General features: G+C 63.7%; 20 protein-coding genes. 10 read left to right on the plus strand and 10 right to left on the minus strand.

The genetic code is table 11. From position 1 onward, the window contains the following. The first annotated feature begins 16 nt into the window (after window positions 1-16). Together HHL08_RS09320 and HHL08_RS09325 are read left to right on the plus strand one after the other, a co-directional pair. On the plus strand, window positions 17-1,126 hold the full coding sequence (locus HHL08_RS09320) for a dihydroorotate dehydrogenase-like protein (RefSeq protein ID WP_206377794.1): 1,110 nt from the start codon (window positions 17-19) through the stop codon (window positions 1,124-1,126). A gap of 143 nt (window positions 1,127-1,269) precedes the next feature. Further along, on the plus strand, window positions 1,270-2,427 hold the full coding sequence (locus tag HHL08_RS09325) for an MFS transporter (protein ID WP_206377795.1): 1,158 nt from the start codon (window positions 1,270-1,272) through the stop codon (window positions 2,425-2,427). A gap of 3 nt (window positions 2,428-2,430) precedes the next feature. On the opposite strand, the gene HHL08_RS09330 is transcribed toward HHL08_RS09325, so the two are convergent. Beyond that, window positions 2,431-4,728, minus strand: coding sequence for an FAD-dependent oxidoreductase (locus HHL08_RS09330; RefSeq protein WP_169572547.1), 2,298 nt, complete (start codon window positions 4,726-4,728; stop codon window positions 2,431-2,433). A 377-nt stretch (window positions 4,729-5,105) separates the two neighbouring features. On the opposite strand from HHL08_RS09330, the gene HHL08_RS09335 reads away from it, so the two are divergent. Both HHL08_RS09335 and HHL08_RS09340 read left to right on the plus strand, forming a co-directional pair. Continuing rightward, window positions 5,106-5,291 carry a hypothetical protein gene (locus tag HHL08_RS09335; protein ID WP_084653327.1) on the plus strand — a complete coding sequence of 62 codons (186 nt, stop codon included), beginning with the start codon at window positions 5,106-5,108 and terminating at the stop codon, window positions 5,289-5,291. After that, on the plus strand, window positions 5,281-5,967 hold the full coding sequence (locus HHL08_RS09340) for a sigma-70 family RNA polymerase sigma factor (RefSeq protein ID WP_169572548.1): 687 nt from the start codon (window positions 5,281-5,283) through the stop codon (window positions 5,965-5,967). Before HHL08_RS09335 ends, HHL08_RS09340 begins: the two co-directional genes overlap by 11 nt. A gap of 16 nt (window positions 5,968-5,983) precedes the next feature. On the opposite strand, the gene HHL08_RS09345 is transcribed toward HHL08_RS09340, so the two are convergent. Continuing rightward, window positions 5,984-6,292 (minus strand): hypothetical protein, encoded by a 309-nt coding sequence (locus HHL08_RS09345; protein WP_169572550.1) that lies wholly within the window; start codon window positions 6,290-6,292, stop codon window positions 5,984-5,986. A 239-nt stretch (window positions 6,293-6,531) separates the two neighbouring features. Between HHL08_RS09345 and HHL08_RS09350 the strand changes: the two genes are divergently transcribed. Continuing rightward, the gene (locus HHL08_RS09350) at window positions 6,532-6,918 is read left to right on the plus strand and encodes a hypothetical protein (RefSeq protein ID WP_169572552.1); all 387 of its coding nucleotides are present in this window, start codon (window positions 6,532-6,534) and stop codon (window positions 6,916-6,918) included. 144 nt (window positions 6,919-7,062) lie between these two features. On the opposite strand, the gene HHL08_RS26115 is transcribed toward HHL08_RS09350, so the two are convergent. From HHL08_RS26115 to HHL08_RS09390, 8 genes are all read right to left on the minus strand, one after another. Then, the gene (locus HHL08_RS26115) at window positions 7,063-7,641 is read right to left on the minus strand and encodes a DUF2059 domain-containing protein (RefSeq protein ID WP_169572554.1); all 579 of its coding nucleotides are present in this window, start codon (window positions 7,639-7,641) and stop codon (window positions 7,063-7,065) included. Window positions 7,642-7,745: 104 nt separating this feature from the next. Continuing rightward, the gene (locus HHL08_RS09360; protein WP_169572556.1) at window positions 7,746-8,312 is read right to left on the minus strand and encodes a glycine zipper 2TM domain-containing protein; all 567 of its coding nucleotides are present in this window, start codon (window positions 8,310-8,312) and stop codon (window positions 7,746-7,748) included. A 416-nt stretch (window positions 8,313-8,728) separates the two neighbouring features. Further along, complete coding sequence (locus tag HHL08_RS09365; RefSeq protein ID WP_328804620.1) at window positions 8,729-9,346, minus strand: NUDIX domain-containing protein; 618 nt, start codon at window positions 9,344-9,346, stop codon at window positions 8,729-8,731. Next, window positions 9,246-9,665, minus strand: a complete 420-nt coding sequence (locus tag HHL08_RS09370) for a secondary thiamine-phosphate synthase enzyme YjbQ (protein ID WP_169572558.1) — start codon at window positions 9,663-9,665, stop codon at window positions 9,246-9,248. Before HHL08_RS09370 ends, HHL08_RS09365 begins: the two co-directional genes overlap by 101 nt. Before the next feature lie 562 nt (window positions 9,666-10,227). Beyond that, complete coding sequence (locus HHL08_RS09375) at window positions 10,228-10,584, minus strand: carboxymuconolactone decarboxylase family protein (protein WP_169572560.1); 357 nt, start codon at window positions 10,582-10,584, stop codon at window positions 10,228-10,230. Between the two features lie 17 nt (window positions 10,585-10,601). After that, the gene (locus tag HHL08_RS09380) at window positions 10,602-11,873 is read right to left on the minus strand and encodes a TolC family outer membrane protein (protein WP_169572562.1); all 1,272 of its coding nucleotides are present in this window, start codon (window positions 11,871-11,873) and stop codon (window positions 10,602-10,604) included. Then, window positions 11,870-12,073: a YgaP family membrane protein gene (locus tag HHL08_RS09385; RefSeq protein WP_169572564.1), complete on the minus strand. Its 204-nt coding sequence runs from the start codon at window positions 12,071-12,073 to the stop codon at window positions 11,870-11,872. The genes HHL08_RS09380 and HHL08_RS09385 overlap by 4 nt, the downstream gene beginning before the upstream one ends. A 26-nt stretch (window positions 12,074-12,099) precedes the next feature. After that, complete coding sequence (locus HHL08_RS09390; protein ID WP_169572566.1) at window positions 12,100-13,380, minus strand: NAD(P)/FAD-dependent oxidoreductase; 1,281 nt, start codon at window positions 13,378-13,380, stop codon at window positions 12,100-12,102. A gap of 87 nt (window positions 13,381-13,467) precedes the next feature. Between HHL08_RS09390 and HHL08_RS09395 the strand changes: the two genes are divergently transcribed. From HHL08_RS09395 to HHL08_RS09415, 5 genes are all read left to right on the plus strand, one after another. Then, entirely contained in the window at window positions 13,468-13,809 is a 342-nt protein-coding gene (locus HHL08_RS09395) for a rhodanese-like domain-containing protein (RefSeq protein ID WP_048576679.1), read from the plus strand. A gap of 26 nt (window positions 13,810-13,835) precedes the next feature. Next, complete coding sequence (locus tag HHL08_RS09400) at window positions 13,836-14,858, plus strand: efflux RND transporter periplasmic adaptor subunit (RefSeq protein WP_169572568.1); 1,023 nt, start codon at window positions 13,836-13,838, stop codon at window positions 14,856-14,858. After that, window positions 14,855-18,073 carry an efflux RND transporter permease subunit gene (locus HHL08_RS09405; protein WP_169572570.1) on the plus strand — a complete coding sequence of 1,073 codons (3,219 nt, stop codon included), beginning with the start codon at window positions 14,855-14,857 and terminating at the stop codon, window positions 18,071-18,073. The genes HHL08_RS09400 and HHL08_RS09405 overlap by 4 nt, the downstream gene beginning before the upstream one ends. Further along, the gene (locus HHL08_RS09410; RefSeq protein WP_048576653.1) at window positions 18,070-18,393 is read left to right on the plus strand and encodes an ArsR/SmtB family transcription factor; all 324 of its coding nucleotides are present in this window, start codon (window positions 18,070-18,072) and stop codon (window positions 18,391-18,393) included. The genes HHL08_RS09405 and HHL08_RS09410 overlap by 4 nt, the downstream gene beginning before the upstream one ends. A 352-nt stretch (window positions 18,394-18,745) precedes the next feature. Then, window positions 18,746-20,239 carry a catalase gene (locus HHL08_RS09415; RefSeq protein WP_169572571.1) on the plus strand — a complete coding sequence of 498 codons (1,494 nt, stop codon included), beginning with the start codon at window positions 18,746-18,748 and terminating at the stop codon, window positions 20,237-20,239. Window positions 20,240-20,279: the final 40 nt, after the last annotated feature.

Genomic DNA, 20,279 nt, shown 5'->3' on the forward strand with positions numbered 1-20,279 from the left:
CGCGCACGCGTCTCGCGTGCGCCAAGGGGCAACATCGCTCTGGCGTGGCCGCATGGGGCCGGTCGTGGAACGGTTCGTGCCGGGCAGGCTCGCATCTCGCGCCTTTGACCGGGAGCGGCGCATGGACCTGACCACCCACTATATGGGATTGCGCCTGAACAACCCGCTGATCGCCTCGGCAGCGCCGCAGAACGGGGAAATCAAGACGCTGCGGGCGCTGGAGGACCATGGCGCGGGTGCCGTGGTGCTTCCCTCGATCTTCGAGGAGGAGATCGACGCCGAGCGCCACGCGCTCGAGCGGCAGGGCCAGCTTGCAGCGACCGGTTCGGCCGAGGCCCAGAGCTATTTCCCGCTCTATGGCGGGTACGGCTTTGGACCAGAGCGCTATCTCGATATCGTCCGACGCGCGAAGCAGGCCGTCGCAATACCGGTGATCGCCAGCCTGAACTGCGTGTCCGGCGAAGTCTGGGCCGAATACGCCCGCGATCTTGAACAGGCCGGAGCCGATGCGATCGAACTCAATATCTACTTTATCGCGGCCGACCCGACAGCGGACGGCCGCGCGGTCGAGCAGCGCTATATCGACACCCTGAAAGCCGTGAAGGCTGTCGTCGCCATTCCCGTCGCGGTCAAGCTCAGCCCCTATTTCAGCGGCATGGCGGCGATGGCGCACGCCCTCGCCGGCGAGGGCGCGGACGCTCTGGTGCTGTTCAACCGCTTCTACCAGCCCGACATCGATCTTGTTACGCTTGAACTGAAACTGGACCTCGAGCTCAGCACGCCGGCGGAGATGCGGTTGCCGCTGCTGTGGATCGCGGTGCTACACGGGCGGGTAGGGGCCTCGCTTGGCGCAAGCACCGGCGTCGAGGCGCCGGGCGATGTGCTGAAATATCTGCTGGCGGGCGCCGATACCGTGATGACGACCTCGGCGCTGCTGCGGCATGGCATCCCGCACATGAAGACATTGATCGAGGGACTGACCACGCTGCTTGCCGCGCGAGGTGTCGCCTCGCTGGCCGATGTGCGCGGCAGAATGAGCCAGCGGCACCTCAAGGATCCAGCGGCGTTCGAGCGCGCCAACTATATCCACATCCTTCATGGTCACCCGGTCCGCCGCGATGGTTGAAACGCGCACCGGAATGAGCGCGGGACGCCTCGTGGCCCAGGCGGCGCGATCACTCCCAACCGGTTTTGCCGGCGTCCCTCCCCATCGTGGCTGAATCGCCTCCCGCCCGCGCCCTGTCACGCGCGATGCCGTCGGGTGTCTGGATGCTGGGTTTCGTCAGCATGTTCATGGATATTTCTTCGGAGATGATCCACGCGTTGCTGCCGGTCTTTCTTGTGACCACGCTTGGTGCGTCCGCGCTGACACTCGGCTTGATCGAGGGCATCGCGGAAGCCATCGCCAATGTGACCAAGCTTTTTTCAGGCGGGCTGTCGGACTGGCTCGGCCGGCGCAAGCTGCTGACGACGGTGGGTTACGGTCTCGCCGCCCTGACCAAGCCCGTTTTCCCGCTCGCCGCGACGATCGGCTGGGTGGTCGCGGCGCGCTTTATCGACCGGATCGGCAAGGGCGTGCGCGACGCGCCCCGCGACGCCCTCATCGCCGACATTGCGCCGCCTGACCTGCGCGGCGCGAGCTTTGGCCTGCGTCAATCGCTCGATACGGTGGGCGCCGTCGTCGGCCCGCTTGCCGCAATCGCGCTCATGGCGCTCAGCTCCGACAATATCCGCCTGGTATTCTGGATCGCCGTAGTCCCGGCTCTTGCCTCGCTCGGGATCATGATCTTCGGCGTCCGCGAGCCGCCGCAACACCATGCCGAGGGGAAGGAGAGACTCCGGCTGTCGGATGCCGGTCTCATGCCGGTCGCCTTCTGGATGGCGACGGGCATCGCGATCATCTTCACCTTCGCACGGTTTTCCGAGGCCTTTCTCATCCTGCGCGCCCAGCATACGGGCCTGCCGCTTGCCTTTGTCCCGAGCGTGATGGTGGTGATGAACATCGTCTACGCCGGCTCGGCATATCCGGCGGGCGTGCTGTCCGACCGCATCGGCCGGACAGGTCTTCTCTCGATGGGCATTGCCTGCCTGATTAGCGCCGATCTCATTCTCGCCTTCGGCACGACGGTCGCCAGCGTCATGCTGGGCGTGCTGTTCTGGGGCCTGCACATGGGGCTGACCCAGGGGCTCTTCGCCAGCCTCGTGGCCGATACGGCGCCTGCGCGGTTGCGCGGGACGGGCTTCGGCATCTTCAGCTTTGCTCAGGGGATCGCCATGCTGGTCGCGAGCGTCGTCGCGGGTGGCCTCTGGGACGGATACGGGCCGAAACTAACATTTGCCGCCGGCTCCTGTTTCGCTGCGATCGCGCTGATCACACTCCTCCTGTGGCGCTGGCGGATCGGCAAGAACGCGGTGGGGTCCATGTAGCCATCATGGCCGTGCGGGATCCGCGGAAGGCGCGCGCGCCTGGCCGAGTATTCCTTTTGCGACCGCATAGCCTTCGGACCGGCTGGCCTCGATCGCCACATCCGAAAAATCATAGTCGCCCGAGGAATGCTCGTCCGATTGGCCGGTCCGCACGAACCGGGTGATCCTCGTCGGCGCGCCGTCCCCCATGAGCTGGATATAATCGGGCAGATGCTTGACCCGGGCCGCGCTGGCAGGATCGACATAGCTGAGAACATGGTCAATGAGCCTGCGATAGCTGTCGACCGTCTCCCGGTAGTGCAGATCGCTCCGCACCCGCTCGGAATAAACGATCTCATCGCGCCGGGCCAGAACCTCGATCATGTTGGAGGGAAGCGCCCGCTGTCCCGAATAAAGGTCGACGATGAAGACCCGCTTGCCGTCCGGGCCGCAGCGGTCGACGACGAGATCGAGCGGCGAGTTGCTGATAATGCCGCCATCCCAATAGGCCTTGCCGTCGATCACCGTCCACGGGAAGCCTGGCGGCAAGCTGCCGCTCGCCACGATATGGTCCGGCGTGAGGTCATCGACATAGCTGTCGAAGACCTCGAGTTCTGCGGTCGCCACGTTGACGGCGCTGATCAGCAGGCGCACCGGGCTCGTCTTGAGCGCGGCGAAGTCGACATGTTTCGCGATCAGCTGGCGCATGGGCGTCGTGTCATAATAGCTTGTCCAGGCCACGGGCCATTCCAGCGGGGTGAACGGCGGCAGCCACCTTGCCCTGAAGAAATTCGGCACACCGCACGTCAGGATCTGGGCCGCGGCCACCGTCTGCCGGAAAATAGCGGGCGAGAGCGCCGAGGTCAGCACGGCCAGTTCGTTCCAGAAGGCTTCCAGGGCCTGCGTCGCCTGCCGGGGATTGCTGGCAATGACGGCGCCATTGAACGCGCCGATCGAAACACCTGCGACTATGTCCGGGAAAAGCTGCTCTTCCTCCAAAGCCTTCACGACCCCGCATTCGAACGCGCCCAGCGCGCCGCCGCCCTGCAGGATCAGCGCGGTCTGCGTCGGGATCTGTTCGAGCGCGAAGTCGGCCTCCCGCAGGCGCTCCTTCACCGAGCCAAGGTTGACCCGATAACGGATGAGCCCTTCGGCAACACGTGTCTCGTCGGCGGGTCGTCCGGTCGAGAACAGCGCGCGCGGCACATCGCCCTTGAGATAGAACATCGCGAATGAGCCGTCGTCCAGCGAGCCCCGGGTAATCCATTCGTCGGCTTCCTCGGTGGCGCCCAGCACGTTGAAGCCGATGTCGCCGACCTCGCAGAAGAAATAGGAGACTTCGTCATATCTCAGGCGTCGGCCCAGCATGTTTCGCGCGGCGAGGCGGGCTTGCTTTATGGCATTGTCCCAATGCTCGATATGGCGCCGGCGCGCGAAGACCGGATCGTAGAAGCTCGTGACGTCGCCTGCCGCGAAGACATTGGGCACGCTTGTGCGCAGCAGCGCGTCGATGGCGACATAGCCGTCTTCCAGCGCGATCCCGCTGCCTTCCAAAAAGCCGCTGGTGGGCGAAACGCCGATACTGACCACGACCAGATCACAGGCTATCCGTCGACCGGCGCTCGTTTCGATTTCCTCGACCGTCGTGCTCCCGTGGAACGCGATCGCGGTGTCGTTCAGCAGCACCGTAGCGCCCTGGCTCTGCGCACGGCGTTCGAAATGGGCCGAAAGGTCCGACGCCTCGAGATGGGGAAGGAGCACGCTTCCGCGCTCGAGGACGGTGACGTCGAGCCCGCGAGCCACCAGCGACATGGCAATCTCCATACCGAGAAAGCTGGCGCCGATGACGACCGCGCGCTTTGCCGTCCCGGCGGCTTCGCGGATAACATCGGTGTCGGCCTTGGTCCGTAGCGTGTGAACGCCCGCGAGCGCCTCTCCCGGAACACCGAGAGACTTCGGCGTCGCTCCCGTGGCGATCAGAAGCTTGCCATAGGCGATTCTTTCACCTGCCGCGGTCCGCACGATCTGGCTGACGGTGTCCACGCCGACCACCGGGCTGTTGAGCCGCAGTTCGATATCACGCTCGTCGTAGAAACCTTTCGGATGGACGAAGATCCGTTCCTCGTCTTCACGTTCGGGCAGCAACTGCTTGGACAAAGGCGGGCGATGATAGGGCGGTAATTCGTCCGCCGATAGTATGAGAACAGCGCCGCTCGCACCCTCGGCGCGCAGCGTCTCGGCTGCGATCGCGCTCGCGACGCCACCGCCGACGATGAGAAAGTCAATGTGTCGGGGTACGCTGCCGGCGGTGTTGTCGGCCATCGCGGTCTCTGTCTTCACAGCTGCTCCCAGTTTCGAGTCGGTTCATGTGCGGACATCGCCGGCCGGTTCTTTGCGGCAGCCCAGGAGCGTAAGAAGGAGATCGAAGGTCTGCGGGCAATGCGCAAAAGTCCTTAGATTTCCGGCGAGGGGCGGTTGGAAGCGTTGGGGGAACGGATGGTCATGCGTGAATCATTGTCATCTGCGGCAACGACCAAGGGCCGAGCCGTCGTCGCGGTTTCGTAAACTTACGTATGCCCGCACCATCATGCCCGGGCTAACTTCTCGTTCGAAATCGCGGATCACCTGCCCTGTGCCGGTGCCCACCTTCAACAATAGCTGGGATGTAGTGTCCTGGTCGATGATGTCAGGATGGAAATATGGCTTGGGCCGCCAGGTTGCTGCTGATCATACCCGCGCTGATCGCGGGCTGGTTCGTATCGAAAGAAGATCCCCGCTTCTGGGTCGTGGCCATGGCTATAGCCCTCGTGTTCCTGGCGTTGACCTGCCTCGTCGCCTTTTATGTGCCGCCAGTGCGCCTGTGGCCGCGCCGTCGTGGACGGTGAGGTCGTCAATCGGCCGTCGATAACCAATGTCGTCGACACAAAGAATGATGTCGCAAGCAACTCCGAAGGTAGAGCGAAATCCATGACCCCGGGAGAATTCGACTGTGCGACACGGGCATCACTACCAGCACTCACCCGTTATGCGCGACGGCTCACCAATGGCGCCGACGGAGCCGAGGATCTGGTGCAGGAGGCATTGTCGCGAGCATGGAAAGCGCGCGAGCGCTTCGAAACCGGAAGCAACTTCAAGGCATGGACCTTCACGATCCTGCGCAACCTCTTCCTCTCACATGTGCGGCGCGAGCGCAGGAAGGTCGATTGGAACGATCTCGCGATGCATAGCTTGCCGGTTTCGCCACCGGATCAGGAGATTGGCCTTCTGCGCGAGGAGTTCGGCCAGGCTCTGGCAGCGCTCTCCGAATTCAACCGGCAGGCGCTGCTTGCCGTGGTCGAGGACCAGCTCGCCTATGAGGCCGCTGCCGAACAATGCGGCGTATCACTGGCAGTTCTGAAAAGCCGGGTTCACAGGGCACGGATTGCCATGCTCGCCTATCTTGGCGGGACGCATCGATCCCAACTCCAGAAATCTTCACCCCCCTATATTCATCGCGGCTTTGTCAGCCCTCCCGATGCGAGGCGATTGCCGAACAAGATATCGTTCTGCCGGGCGGCTTGAGCATGGAGGCGCTTGGTCACCAAGTCGCCTTCCGGTGGATGTCAACGTACGCGGCGACCATAGCCTCATCATAGTTGCGATAGTTGCGCTGAATGGCATCCGCACGTTGCTTCTCTGCAGCGAGCATCGCCGCACCCTGTCGGTTGAGAATGCGCACCTGGCGGCGTTCGATCTCCTCCTTCTCGTCGGTCACGCCATCGACCGAAACGCTTGAGTCGATCTCCACTGTCTGGATGGCTGCGTTCGCTCCGGCAGGTTCCTTCGGAAAAGCCATCCCGGGCGTCTGGGCGACGAGGTGAGCGCCGCTGGTCCCTGCGACCAGCATGGCCCGCGAAGAGTCGAGCGCGTTTCTTCTCAGGTATCGCCAGCTGACCTTGTCTGACCTATATCAGCCTGGTCCGTAAGGGCGACGGGCCAAGGACATAGGACCGTCGAAGCGGCTGGGAGCAGCGACTCACTCGTTGCCCCATTGAGCCAAGCCCGCCGCCAGTCCTCGCAGGCCGTCCTGCTCCGCTCCATCGTCTCCAGCCGCCATGCCTCCACATCGGCGACGATATCATCCCATTGACCGCCGCGAACATCTGTCTGACTTTCGGCATTGGGCTGGAAAAGTCGCTGCATCACCGCATCCGATTCCGTGGAACATTCGATGCTAATCTTTTCGCTGATCTGGACGAAGCGTTCCCAGGTAGCACGCGCGATATCCGTCAGGACAAGGCCAAGCTGGAAGTTCAGCTGGCCAACACGGACGAACTCATCGACTGGCGAGGCCATCTTCATCTCCCGCTTGATATCAAAATCGATACGATATCGCCCGGTCGTGGGCGGCAGGCGAAACCCCGGATCCTGCATCGCGCCTGGCGCATTTCCACCGTTGCGCCACCGACCATCCGAGCATCTGCACAAATTGTACGATCCGGATCTTCATCATCGCTTCTGATTGATCTTTGACTAGCAAGCTTTGCACGTCCAGGTCTCTACGTGCTTTTCCGCAGGGCTCGATCTTTTCAGGGTGGTTCGGACCCGATTCGGCACGCCACCATTCGACATCCGGCCAGTTTCGCGAGACGCTCCCAGCGGGATCGCCGAACGTTCTCACAATGTCGGATGGGCAGAGGATGCCGCCGGCTCTTTCTTGCACCCACCCAAGCGGGCGCAGAATCGTCTTTGTGCATCGACAATGATCTCGGGAGTGACATCGCTCACCGCCTTCTCAAGTGCCGGAACCATGAGCGTGCGGCCCTTTTCGAGCCAGGCGCGACCGGCACTGCTCTCATAGAAGGCGTTAATTCCCGTCAACTCTTCCACTGTGAAGGCCGCCGCGCAACTCTCGCGAAGCCTTGAAAGGACGGGGGCCTTCGCGGCCACCATCGCCTCTCCCAATGAGTCGCGATAGGCGGAGATTGTATCTGTGTCGTCGGGGAAGGCGGCGGACAGCGTCCGGAAGGAGTCTTCGACCGCTTCGCGGATGTTGGCGTCCATGACCTGATCGAAGCCGGAGAGCGCAATCGAGCGGGTGCACAATGCCCGACGCTGCGAAATGTCGTTCTCCGCAGCAGCGGCCTGGGCCGGAGAAATCGCCGGAGAGAGGGAAGCAGCGAGTATCAGCGCGGAGCCAAGCCAGAGGCGGCTATAGGCGGAACATCCGGCACGAGCGCGAGTGTTGTGGGTCACGATGATGGCCTCTAACTTGCCATTCTGGACGGCGTCAGGGTTGCGAGATAGTCGATGCGGCTAGTCCACGGTCACGACTTCATGCTTCCCGTGGACAGGGCGTTTTACCGGCAGCGGATGTCATTTTGCTCGATCGATCGGCCGGCAAGCGCGCCCAGCGCGCCGCCGATCAGCGTACCGGCGGTACGATGGCGACCGCCGTCGATGATGTTGCCGAGAATCCCGCCGCTCGCGGCTCCGATGATGAGACCGGTCGTCCCGTCACTCCGCTTGCAGTAATAGCGTCCATCGGATCCACGATAAACCTCGTCGCGGTCGGACAGGCGACGCTCACCATAACGGGGATCGTCCCTGTAGTAACGGGCCGCGTCATACTCCGTCGTGTAGGGATCGCTGCCGCGCCGACCGGTCGTGTCAGGATGATCGGCGCGCACGACGGCTTCATAACGATCGCGCTCCGCCTCGTAGCGGGCGACCTCCGCGCGATAGCGTTCCTGGGCGTCCGTCCATCGCCGCTGATCGACAGCGCTCTGTGCGAGCGCAGATCCGCAAACCAGGGGGAGGGCGGCGAGTGCAAGCGCGGAGAGTGCGATTTTCCATCCGCGCGCCCTTGAAGCGCTTCCCGGACAATTGATTATTGCCGCGTCGGATCGGGTGGGGCTCTCGTTCATGAGAGGAACCGGGGACATGACATTCTCCTCGTTCGGGCGGGATCTTCACCGAACGATTACAGGGCGCCATGCCGCCCCAGTATACGCAACATTACCGAACGATCAGGACTTGGCAGGTTTGACCAAAGCGGAAGGCAGCCAGTCGGGGTGCCGCGCCACAGAACGCATCGTCGCGTGGATATCAATGTCAAATGGCTGGAATCCTCTATAGATTTTTCGGTCCGGATACCATCGTCTCCCCCGGCCACCTGCTGCCTTAGTGCAGTCCCCACCCGAGCGCGCGGCCGCCACCTCCAGCCTCTCTCGTTAGCGTATCATCGATGCGAGTGACGACTTGTCGGCAGGGCTACTGAGCCACGGGAACGGTCCTCGTTCAATCATTTCCCGCTGTCGCCGGCTATTCCAGACGGCGCCGGTCACCGTTCCAACGGCGAAGCCGAACTATCGTCGTTCCGCAGATAATCTGCGAGCCAATCGAGCAGCGGACGCTGGCTTATGAGCATGCTGGGCGAGGCGCTGGAGAGAGCGAACCAGCGCGCTTCATCGATTTCCGGAAACAACTGCATCCTGCCGGATCGCGGCGGCCATTCCATTTCGAACAGATTGCTCTCCACGGCGTCGATATCGACCTGCTGCTCAAGAGCGAACGCCTCGACAGATTTGCCTCCCGCCTGCCTCAGCTGTCCAAGCCGATGGAGCTCGCCGGTAAGGCGGATGCCGAGTTCCTCCTCGACCTCGCGCCGTGCCGCAGCGGATGCTTCCTCGCCCGGCTCGATCAAGCCCTTGGGAATCTGCCATGACCCAGCATCCTTGTTACGCCAGAAAGGCCCGCCTGGATGGACAAGCAGAACCTCAACCTCCGCACCGCGGCGCCTGTACAGCAGAACTCCCGCGCTCATCGGTGCCATGACGCTGCCTCTCGGACGACTGCGCTCATGCGCCAAGCAGATGCACCGCGACGGTGCGGCGATGTGGCCGTCGCCGGTGTTCAAACAGATAGATGCCCTGCCATGTGCCGAGCGCCAGGCGCCCATCGATCAGCGGGATGGAAAGCTGCACCTGCGTCAACGCAGTCCGCAGGTGCGCTGGCATGTCGTCCAAACCTTCATCGTCATGCACATATGCTGACGGATCTTCCGGTGCGATCCGCGCGAAATAGGCCTCGAGATCGACGCGTACCTCGGGCGCCGCATTTTCCTGGATCAGCAGCGATGCCGAGGTGTGGCGGCAGAACAGGGTGAGCAGCCCCTGCCGAAATCCCGCTTCAGCGACCCAGTCGGTTACGTGCCGTGTGATCTCGACGAGCCCCTGCCGCCGCGTCGAGAATTCGAGAATGGTCGCGACCTGCTTCACGGGCCGACATTGGCACCGCAGCCGTGCATACGCACCCCCTTGATGCGGCTGTAGGGCAAATTCGACGGACCGGCGGGTGCCTGCACATCTTCCCCAGCCATGTACGGCACGATCCACCCTGCGCGTCAGCTAGGTGGGTGGCGACCGATAGGTTCAGCAGCAGGTGGTCGATCCGAGCCCGCCGCGTTCGAGCATTCGTGTTCCCAAAATAGTCCATAGGCTGTGAGACGTCTCGCCAGGATGGATCATGCGCGGGCATTGGTCCGGGGCTTGCTCCAGCAGGATATAGCGGATGCTGAAGCAGGATCGCCGGGAAGCCCGCGCCGAAGCGCGTGGATCGATAGGGCTGGCATGAACCGATCGATCACGGATCGAATTGGATCGAAGAACAGGCGCTGTTGGTCCAGCTCGATAAGGCGACTCGGGCGCGTCCCCGTTGATGCATTGCTCCGAAGAATCGACCGAAGGCGCAGCTTCGTTCGCAGTATGATGTCCAAGCGGCCAGATGGCGGCAGCTGACCTCTAAAGCGTAAGGAGGGACGGGAAGGTCGCCCGATGGACACTATGAGCCCGGCGCCTTATCCGCGAACTGGTCGAAGGCCTCCACCGCTTGCGCCGCGTACATCAGGCTCGGACCTGCACCCATGTAGAGCGCCATGCCCATCACCTCCATGATCTCCTGGCGCGTGGCGCCATTCTTGACGGCCGCCTGCGAGTGGAAGGCGACGCATCCGTCGCAGCGGATCGCAACCGAGATGGCGAGCGCGATCAATTCCTTGGTCTTGGTGTCGAGAGCACCCGCTTCGGTCGCGGCGCGCGCCATCGCCGAGAAGGCCTTCATTACCTCTGGAGTGCCCAGGCGCACTTCCTTGATCGCCCCGGTCAATTCCGAGGCCATAGCTGGCCAGTCCTTGTGCATTTTCTTTACTCCAGGCTTCAAAGGCGTCCGAGCAGCGCTGCAACCCGATAGGCTGCGACGATTCGGTCGGTGCGAGCGCGGGTGGCCCCCGCTTCGGCGGCAATCGCTTCGCGCTCGGCGTCGAGCAGATCGAGTTGCGGCTTCATACCCACCCGCACCTCGTGACGGACGCTCTCGAGCGCCTGCGCGGCCGAGGCGGCCTGTTCGGTCGCGGCCTGCTCGACGAGTTGCGCCGTCCGCACCTCCTGGAAGGCCGATATGACCTGCTCCTCGACCTGCATGCTGGCGGCGCGCATCCGCGCGTCGGCGGCGCGGACTTCGCTGCTCGCTTCGGCAACCTTGCCCGACACGCGACCGCCATTGAACAGTTCCCAGCGAGCCCGGACACCGACGGTCGCGCTGTCCGCGCGATAATCGGGAAAAAACTGGTCGCGCACCGTTCCGGCTTCGGCAAAAGCCCCGACAGTGGGCAATCGTTCGGCGCGCGCGCCACGGGACGCCGCCTGCGCCGCGCGCAGGCGGGCCTGGGCCTGGACGACCAGGGGGTTGCTGCGCATCGCCTCCTCCATCGCCTCGTCGAGCGTCGCGGGCAGCGGCGGATTGGCGGGCAAGGGCTGCAAATCGATGGGCTCAAGGCCGGTCAGGTTGGTGAAATGCGCGCGAGCCGAGACCTGCATGCCCTGCGCCCGGGCCAGACCCGCGCGCGCTTCGGCCAAGCGCGCACCAGCCTGCGCGACGTCCGTGCTGGGACTTTCACCGGCTCGATAGCGCAGTCGCGCCTGGCGCTCGATCTCGGTCGTCTCGGCGAGCAGCCGCTCATAAAGAGCCAGCATGTGCGCCGCTGTCAGGACGTCGCCATAAGCCTGGGTCACCGCCATGGCGAGTTGCGCGCGCGCGCCGCTTTGCCCGGCCTCGGCGCCTGCAATCCCTGCGCGCGCCCGATCGATGCCCGCGCCGACCCGTCCGCCGGTGAAGAGCGGCTGCTCGACCGTCACCTGGGCCGCGCGCGGGGTTACATTGGCGGCGCCCAGCCCGAAAAAGCTCTGGGGATCGAGGCGACCATAACCGATCGTCCCGCTCAGCGTTGCGGTCGGAAGCTGTCCCGACCGCGCCTGATCGAGACGCGCCTTGGCCGCGTCGGTCTCCGCATCCGCGACCACGATCTCGGGTGCATGGCGCATCGCCGCCGCAATCGCTTCATCAAGCGTCGTGGCGTTGGCCGCCGTGTTCGCCAGCAGCGAAGCGGCAAACCACAGCGTCAGGCGAGCGACCCGGCGGGATCGGTTCATTTGAAGGCGGTCCCCGGTCGGACGCCCATCGCCTTGAAGACGGTCGCGGCGGGGCAGAAACCAGTGAAGCCAGCCTGGATCATGTTGAGGCCGGCAAAAGCGGTCAGCGCGATCCACCAGGGATGAACCAGATAGGCCAGAACGATGCCCAGAAGGACGACACAGCCTGCAAATATCATGACGGCGCGATCGAGAGTCATTGTCGGATTCCCTTCCTGAAGTGAGATCACATCCGCAGCTTGCGGATGCCCATGACCTGGAGCGCCAACTTCTCGTAGAAGGGCTCGCTCTCGCCCTTGCGCACCTTGCGCAGGAAATATTTCTCGAAGCCGATCTTGGCGAGATGGACCCATTTGCCGCTCGCCGCCCAGTTGACGTTGCGTGGCGGGATCTGCGGCTGCGCGACGAAGGCGACGCCGCCATCGCCGAAATCGGCCAGGCAGACGGCGTTCCAGGTCGCCTCGGCGGTCGGCTCCTTGCCGTCCAGGATCATGTCGAGGTTAGCGGCGATCGCAGTGACCATGCTTTCGATCATGAAGCCGGTCTTGGGCACGCCGACCGGCACCGGCGTCGGGCCGGTCGGCGGGATGGCGACGCAGACGCCCAGCGCGAAGATTTCGGGAAAGGCCGGGTTGCGCTGGTGCTTGTCGACCAGGATGAAGCCGCGCGGATTGGTGAGCCCGGCAATGTCGCGAACGGCCGGAACGCCCCGGAACGCGGGGAGCATCATCGAGAAACTGAACGGCAGATCGTGGGTCTTGGCGACCGCACCGCCCTCGGCGATCTCCTCGACATGCATCATGCCGGCATCGACCTTGGCGACGCGCGCATTGGTGATCCATTTGATATGCCGCTCGCGCATCTCGCTTTCGAGCAAGGACTTGGTGTCGCCGACGCCATCGAGGCCGAGATGGCCGATATAGGGCTCGGCGGTGACGAACGTCATCGGCACCTTGTCGCGAATTTTGCGGCGGCGCAGTTCCGTGTCGAGGATCAGGGCAAACTCATAGGCCGGGCCATAGCAGGAGGCGCCCTGGACGGCGCCTACCACGATGGGCCCGGGGTTTTCGACGAAGCGATCGAAGGCTTCTGCCGCAGCGGACGCATGAGCCGTCTGGCAGATCGAAACAGTATGACCGCCGTGCGGCCCCAGCCCCTCGATTTCATCGAATGCTAAATCAGGCCCGGTTGAAATTACAAGATAATCGTAATTGACTGACGTGCCGTCATTAAGCTCCAGCCGCTTTTCCGAAGCATGGAGACGCTTCGCGCCGACCGCCGTGAAGCCGATCCTTTTCTTCGCGAAGATGGGCGGAAGGTGTACCTGAATCGCCTCGGGCTCGCGCCAGCGGACCGCGACCCATGGGTTGGAGGGCACGAAAGAGTACGTTTCCGAGTCGGATACCATCATCACCTCGGCGCGCGCCTTTACTGCCGCGTTGATTTCATAGGCGGCGATGGTGCCGCCCAGCCCGGCGCCCAGCACCACGATCTTCGGCTTGTCCATGACTTCCTCTCGCACCTCTCAAGAGCTGGCTTGACGGAATATAATGATTACACGATATATGCAATAATCAAATTGATGGAGAGTCCCATGTTTGGTTTCGGAAAGTCAAAATCGCATCGTGAGTTGCAGCCCCTGGAACTCAAGAGCATGCTCGCGGACGGTTCCGCGCTGCTCATCGATGTGCGCGAGCCGGACGAATTCGCAGCGGGCCACATCGCTGGCGCAGTGAACATCCCTTTGTCGACCTTTTCACCGCGTAATGTTCCGGATGCAGCCGGGCGAACGGTCGTGCTTCAATGTGCGGGTGGCAAACGCTCCGGCATGGCGCTGGACCGTTGCGCGCAGGCGCAGACGGCGATCGATACGCATCTGGGCGGCGGCATCGGCGCATGGAAAAACGCCGGTCTGCCGATCGTCAGCGGCAAATAAGAGCGAAAGGGTCGGGGATGCGCAGGATGACAAACTGGGTCTGGCTTGCGAGCGCATCGCTCGCCTTGGCTTCCTGCGGCGGCAAGGAAGAAGCCGAGCCAGCCTCCGCGACGCTCCCCGCCGGTGAGTCGCTGAAGCTTGCGGCAAGCGACATCGCCGACATGAAGGCGGTCGGCGCCGAGATCACAACGCGCGATTCCGCCGAGGCGCTCGCCCGGATATCCGGGACACTTGTCAGTCTTTCGGTCCGCGAAGGCGATATGGTCGAAAAGGGCCAGCGCATCGGCATGATCGTCGATGCCCGCCTGGGCTACGAGACCAGCGCTTATGGCGCGCAGATCGCCGCCGCGCAGGCCGAGGCGGCGCGCGCGCGCGGCGACCTCGCCCGCGTCCAGGATCTCTACAACAACAAGGTCTATGCCAAGGCGCGCCTTGACCAGGCGGTGGCCATGTCGCGCGCCGCGGATGCACAGGTCGCGGCTGCGCGTGCGCAGCAAGGCGCGAGCGCCAGCGTCGCCGGCCAGGGCGCGATCCTCGCGCCAGCCAGCGGCCGGGTGCTGCGCGCCGACATCCCGGCCGGATCGGTCGTCGCGCCGGGCATGTCGGTGGCGACGATCACCGCCGGTCCGCCGCTGCTGCGGCTCGAGCTGCCGGAATCGCTTGCCGGGCAGGTGCGCAGCGGCGCGCAAATCCTGGTGGCTGACGGCGATCCGCCCGACGGGTCGCGTCAGGGCCGAGTGACGCAGGTTTATCCCGCTGTCACCGGGGGCCGGGTGCGGGTCGATGCGACCGTGCCCGGCCTTTCGACACAGCTTGTCGGGCGGCGCGCGGGCGTCTCGATCGAAGTCGGCCGCCGCCGTGCCCTGATCGTGCCGCGCCGCTTCGTCTCGACCCGCTACGGCATCGACCAGGTCGATGTCGTGACGGCCGACCGCCGGGTGAGCGCCGTGCCCGTGCAGGTTGCGCCCACCGCCAACCCCGACAGCATCGAGATCCTGAGCGGCGTCGCGGCCGGGGACACGCTCTTCCTGGCGGGCGCACGCAAATGAACCTCGGCATCTCCGGTCGCCTGACCCGCGCCACCATCATGTCGCCGCTGACGCCGCTCTTCCTGATGGCGGCGATCGCGGTCGGGCTGCTCGCCATCTTCTCGATTCCCCGCGAGGAGGAGCCGCAGATCAGCGTGCCGATGGTCGACATCCAGGTGATGGCGCCTGGCCTCGCCGCTGCCGACGCCGTCGAACTGGTCGGCATTCCGCTCGAGACCATCGTCAAGAGCGTCGATGGCGTTGAGCATGTCTATACCCAGGCCGAAGATGATGGCGTGATGGTGACGGCGCGCTTCCTGGTAGGATCGGACCCCGAGGACGCCGCGACCCGTATCGACGAGAAGCTGCGCGCCAATTGGGATCGAATCCCGGTGGGCATTCCCGACCCCAAAGTCACGGTGCGCGGGATCAACGACGTCCCCGCAATCGTGCTCACACTCACGCCCAAGCCGGGGGGCGCTGGGCAATGGAGCGACCAGGCGCTCCACGATCTTGCCACCAAGTTGCGCACCGAGATCGCCAAGGTCGACAATGTCGGCCTGACCTTCCTGACCGGCGGCCGTCCCGACGAGATCCGGATCGCACCGGACCCGGCCAGGCTCAACCAGTATGGCGTGCCGCTCGGCAGCGTCATCGAAGCGGCCGGCCAGGCCAATCGCAGTTTTCCGGCCGGCAGCATTCGCGAGGGCGGCAAGGCGGTTTCCGTCACCGCCGGCCGCACTTTGTCCTCCGCGCAGGAAGTGGGTATGCTCACCGTCCGCTCGGCGCGCGGCGCGCCGGTCTATCTGCGCGACGTTGCCGCCGTCAGCCAGGGACCACGCGAGGACCAGGCCCGAGCCTGGCGTTGGGCGCGGAGCGGCGACCAATGGTCGAGCGCGCCTGCTGTCAGCATCGCCATCGCCAAGCGGTCGGGTGCCAACGCGGTTGTCGTCTCTGACGCCGTGCTGTCCAGGATCGAAAGCCTCAAGGGCAAGCTCATCCCCGCCGGGGTCGATGTCGCGGTCACGCGCAACTATGGCGCGACCGCGAACGAGAAGGCCAATGAGCTGCTGTTCCATCTGGCGCTCGCGACCGTCTCCATCGTCGTCCTGATCGGCTTTGCCATCGGCTGGCGCGAGGCCGGCGTGACCGCCGTCGTCATCCCCACGACGATCCTGCTCACCATGTTCGCCTCGAACCTCATGGGCTACACGATCAACCGCGTCAGCCTGTTCGCGCTGATCTTCTCGATCGGCATCCTGGTCGACGATGCCATCGTCATGATCGAGAATATCGCCCGCCATTGGGCGATGCCGGACGATCGAACCCGGACGCAGGCCGCGATCGAGGCCGTGGCCGAGGTTGGCAATCCGACCGTGGTGGCAACCCTCACCGTGGTCGCCGCCTTGCTGCCGATGCTGTTCGTCTCCGGGCTCATGGGCCCCTACATGGCGCCGATCCCGGTCAACGCCTCGGCGGCGATGGTCTTTTCCTTTTTTGTTGCGGTCGTGATCGCGCCCTGGCTGATGGTTCGCTTCGCGCGCAAGGCGCTGACGGACGGAACGGCGCATGCCGGCCACGCACATGACCAGAGCGGCGGCAAGCTGGGCCGGCTCTATGCCCGCGTCGCCCACCGCGTGATCGACAGCCGTGCCTCGGCGCGCAATTTCCTGATCGCGGTCGGCATCGCCACGCTGCTCGCCTGCTCGATGTTCTATTTCAAGGCCGTGACCGTGAAGTTGCTGCCCTTCGACAACAAGTCGGAGCTCCAGGTGGTGGTCGATATGCCCGAAGGCACGAGCCTGGAGGCGACCGGCCGGACACTTGAGGATGTGGCGACCGTGGCGCGCAGGCTGCCCGAGGCAACCGCCATGGAAGCCTATGTCGGGACGTCCGCGCCGTTCAATTTCAACGGCCTCGTCCGCCACTATTTCCTGCGCAACAAGCCGGAGATGGGCGACGTGATGGTCGCCTTGTTGCCCAAAGGCGAGCGCGACCGGTCCAGCCACCAGATCGCCCTTGTCCTGCGCGAACAGCTCAAGGCGCTGAAACTGCCCGATGGGGCGTCGGTCAAGGTGGTCGAGACACCGCCAGGGCCGCCCGTGCTCGCGACCCTGCTGGCTGAGATCTATGGTCCCGATGCACAGACCCGGCAGCGCACCGCGACCGAACTGGAAAAGATCTTCCGTTCGGTCCCCTATATCGTCGATGTTGACAACAGCTTCGGCCAGCCTCGACCCAAACTGCGCCTGGTCCCGCAGCGGGACCGCATCGATTATTATGGGCTCTCCGAGCGTCAAGTCGCCGACAGCATCGGCGCGCTGATGGGCAGCCAGACGGTCGGCTATGCGCCGCGCGGCCAAGGCCGCACGCCATTGCCGATCACCATCGCCTTGCCGCAATCGGCACGGGGATGGTCGCAGACGCTGGCCAGCACGCCGGTCGCGGCAACGCCGGGCGGCGCGCTGATCGAGCTGGGCGCAATCGTGGATGCGCGCAACGAACAGGGCAGCCTGGCGATTTTCCGGCGCGACGGCCGCTTCGCCGACATGGTCACGGCCGAACTCGCCGGCGACTATGAGGCGCCGATCTATGGCATGCTCGCTGTCGACAAGGCGGTCGATGCCTATGACTGGGCGTCCAAAGGCCTCGCCAAGCCGACCATACGCCTCAACGGCCAGCCCGAAGATGAAGCCGTCACCTCGCTGCTATGGGACGGCGAGTGGGAAATCACCTGGGTTACCTTCCGCGACATGGGCGCGGCGTTCATGGTCGCACTGCTCGCCATCTACATCCTTGTCGTCGCCCAGTTCCGCAGTTTTAGGCTGCCGCTGGTGATCCTGACGCCGGTGCCGCTGACGCTGGTCGGCATCGTCATCGGGCACATGCTGTTTTCGGCGCCCTTCACCGCTACGTCGATGATCGGCTTCATCGCGCTCGCCGGCATCATCGTGCGCAATTCGATACTGCTGGTCGATTTCATCCGACACACCGCGACACCCGGCAAGCCGCTGCGCGACGTGCTGATCGAGGCGGGCGCGATCCGGTTCAAGCCGATCGTGCTGACGGCCGGGGCGGCGATGATCGGCGCGGCCGTGATCCTCACCGACCCAATCTTCCAGGGTCTTGCAATCTCGTTGCTTTTCGGCCTTGCTTCTTCGACCCTGCTCACCGTTCTCGTCATCCCGGCGATCTATGTCGTGCTGCGGGATGACGGGAAAAGCGCGACACGATGATGGCCTGGAGTGCTGCCGCCGAAATGCTCTGCGAGCGTGCGACGGAAGTCGCCGACCTGCTCAAGCTGGTGGCCAACGAGCAAAGACTGCTGCTGCTGTGCCGCCTGCGCGAGGGCGAGGCTTCGGTGGGCGAACTGGTGGGATTGTGCGGCCTGTCCCAATCCAGCGTTTCCCAGCATCTGGGGAAGATGCGCGAGGGCGGCCTGGTGCAAACCCGCCGTGAAGCGACCACGATCTACTATAGCATGGCAAACCCCCATGTGGATGCGCTGATGGAATTCCTGTGCAGCCGTTTCGGGCGAACGGAAGAGCATATATGAGAAATGGATAGGCGGCCGCCTTGGTGTTCCTGAAAGTGCTACCCACGGAATCCGGCACCTACAGACCTGTTCCGCACCGTCGCGACGCAATTCGAACGGAGCTATTGCATGCTATCGATATTGTCATGCGCGAAGCAGCTCGCCCGACATTATGGCTATACAGAATTCACGAGACCATCGGCACGTGTCCGTGCGGCACTTTCCCGCTCCACTCGACGTAGCGAAACGCGCCTACCGTCACGAGTTCTGGCGTCCGGCGACGGTCGTTGCTTCAGCATAAGGGCCTCTACGGATATCGGCAAAGGAAGATAGCGCCGAGACAGGAAACATTGATTTCTGCTGGAGAAGTGCAATGACCGACCGGGAAGATGAGCGCGGGTCCACGATGAGCACAGGTGCTCCGGCGCTGAGCGATCGCAACTCGCTGACGGTTGGTCCGGATGGCCCGATTCTACTTCAGGATGTCCATTTTCTCGAGCAAATGGCGCACTTCAACCGCGAAAAGGTCCCCGAACGGCAACCGCATGCCAAAGGTTCGGGCGCTTTCGGTATATTCCAAACGACCAAGGACGTTTCCGCCTATACCAAGGCTGCCCTGTTCCAGCCGGGCACAACTACTGACATGCTCGCGCGCTTTTCTACCGTTGCCGGCGAGGCCGGCAGTCCCGACACTTGGCGCGATGTGCGTGGCTTCTCGCTTAAATTCTACACCGACGAAGGCAATTATGATCTGGTCGGCAACAACACGCCGATATTCTTCATTCGCGATGCAATGAAATTTCCGCACTTCATCCGCAGTCAGAAGCGTTTGCCGGATTCGGGTCTGCGCGACAATCATATGCAGTGGGACTTCTGGACCAGTAATCCGGAATCCGCCCATCAGGTGACCTATCTCATGGGCGAACGCGGTCTGCCCCGCACTTGGCGCAACATGAACGGCTACGGCTCCCACACTTATATGTGGATCAACGCCGAAGGCGAGAGATTCTGGGTGAAATATCACTTTCACACCAATCAGGGCATGGCCTTCTTTACCAATGCCGAAGCCGCGGCAATGGCGGGGGCCGATGCGGATTTCCATCGCCGCGACCTGTTTGAAGCCATTGCGCGCGGCGAGCATCCCAGTTGGGCGCTGTCTGTCCAGATCATGCCCTATGCAGATGCCAGCGCCTACCGGATCAACCCGTTCGATCTGACCAAGACCTGGTCGCATGCGGATTATCCGCTGATCCCGGTGGGCGCGATGACGCTCAATCGCAATCCGGAGAATTTCTTCGCCCAGATCGAACAGGCAGCGTTCTCACCAGGAAACACGGTGCCGGGCATCGGCCTGTCGCCCGACAAGATGCTGCTCGGCCGGGCGTTCGCCTACAACGACGCGCAGCGTAACCGCATCGGCACCAACTTTCACCAACTGCCGGTCAACCAGCCGAAGGTAGCGGTTAACACCTACATGTTCGACGGCCAGATGGCCTATCATCACAGCGGTAGCGCTCCGGTGTACGCGCCCAACAGCGGCGGCAGAAGCTGGGCGGACGAAACAGGGCCTGTTGCGGACGGCTGGGAGGCCGACGGTCCAATGGTTCGCAGCGCCTATACGCTGCGCGCCGAGGACGATGACTTCATGCAACCCGGGATCATGGTCCGCGACGTGTTTAATGACGGGCAGCGGACGAAGCTGGTCGATCAGGTCGCGGGCAGTCTGCTCGGCGGCGTCCGCTCGCCGGTTCTTGAGCGGGCGTTCGAATATTGGAAGAGCATAGATGCCGATGTCGGCCGCCGGATCGAGCAAAGCGTCCGCAGCGGCGGCGCACCGAAGCCGTCGGAGGGCATGGGCGAGGGCTGATCATCGGCTATACGGGCGATAAATCGTCTGAGGCGTTTCG

It is taken from the genome of Sphingobium psychrophilum (assembly GCF_012927105.1).
Classification (GTDB): Bacteria; Pseudomonadota; Alphaproteobacteria; order Sphingomonadales; family Sphingomonadaceae; genus Sphingobium; species Sphingobium psychrophilum.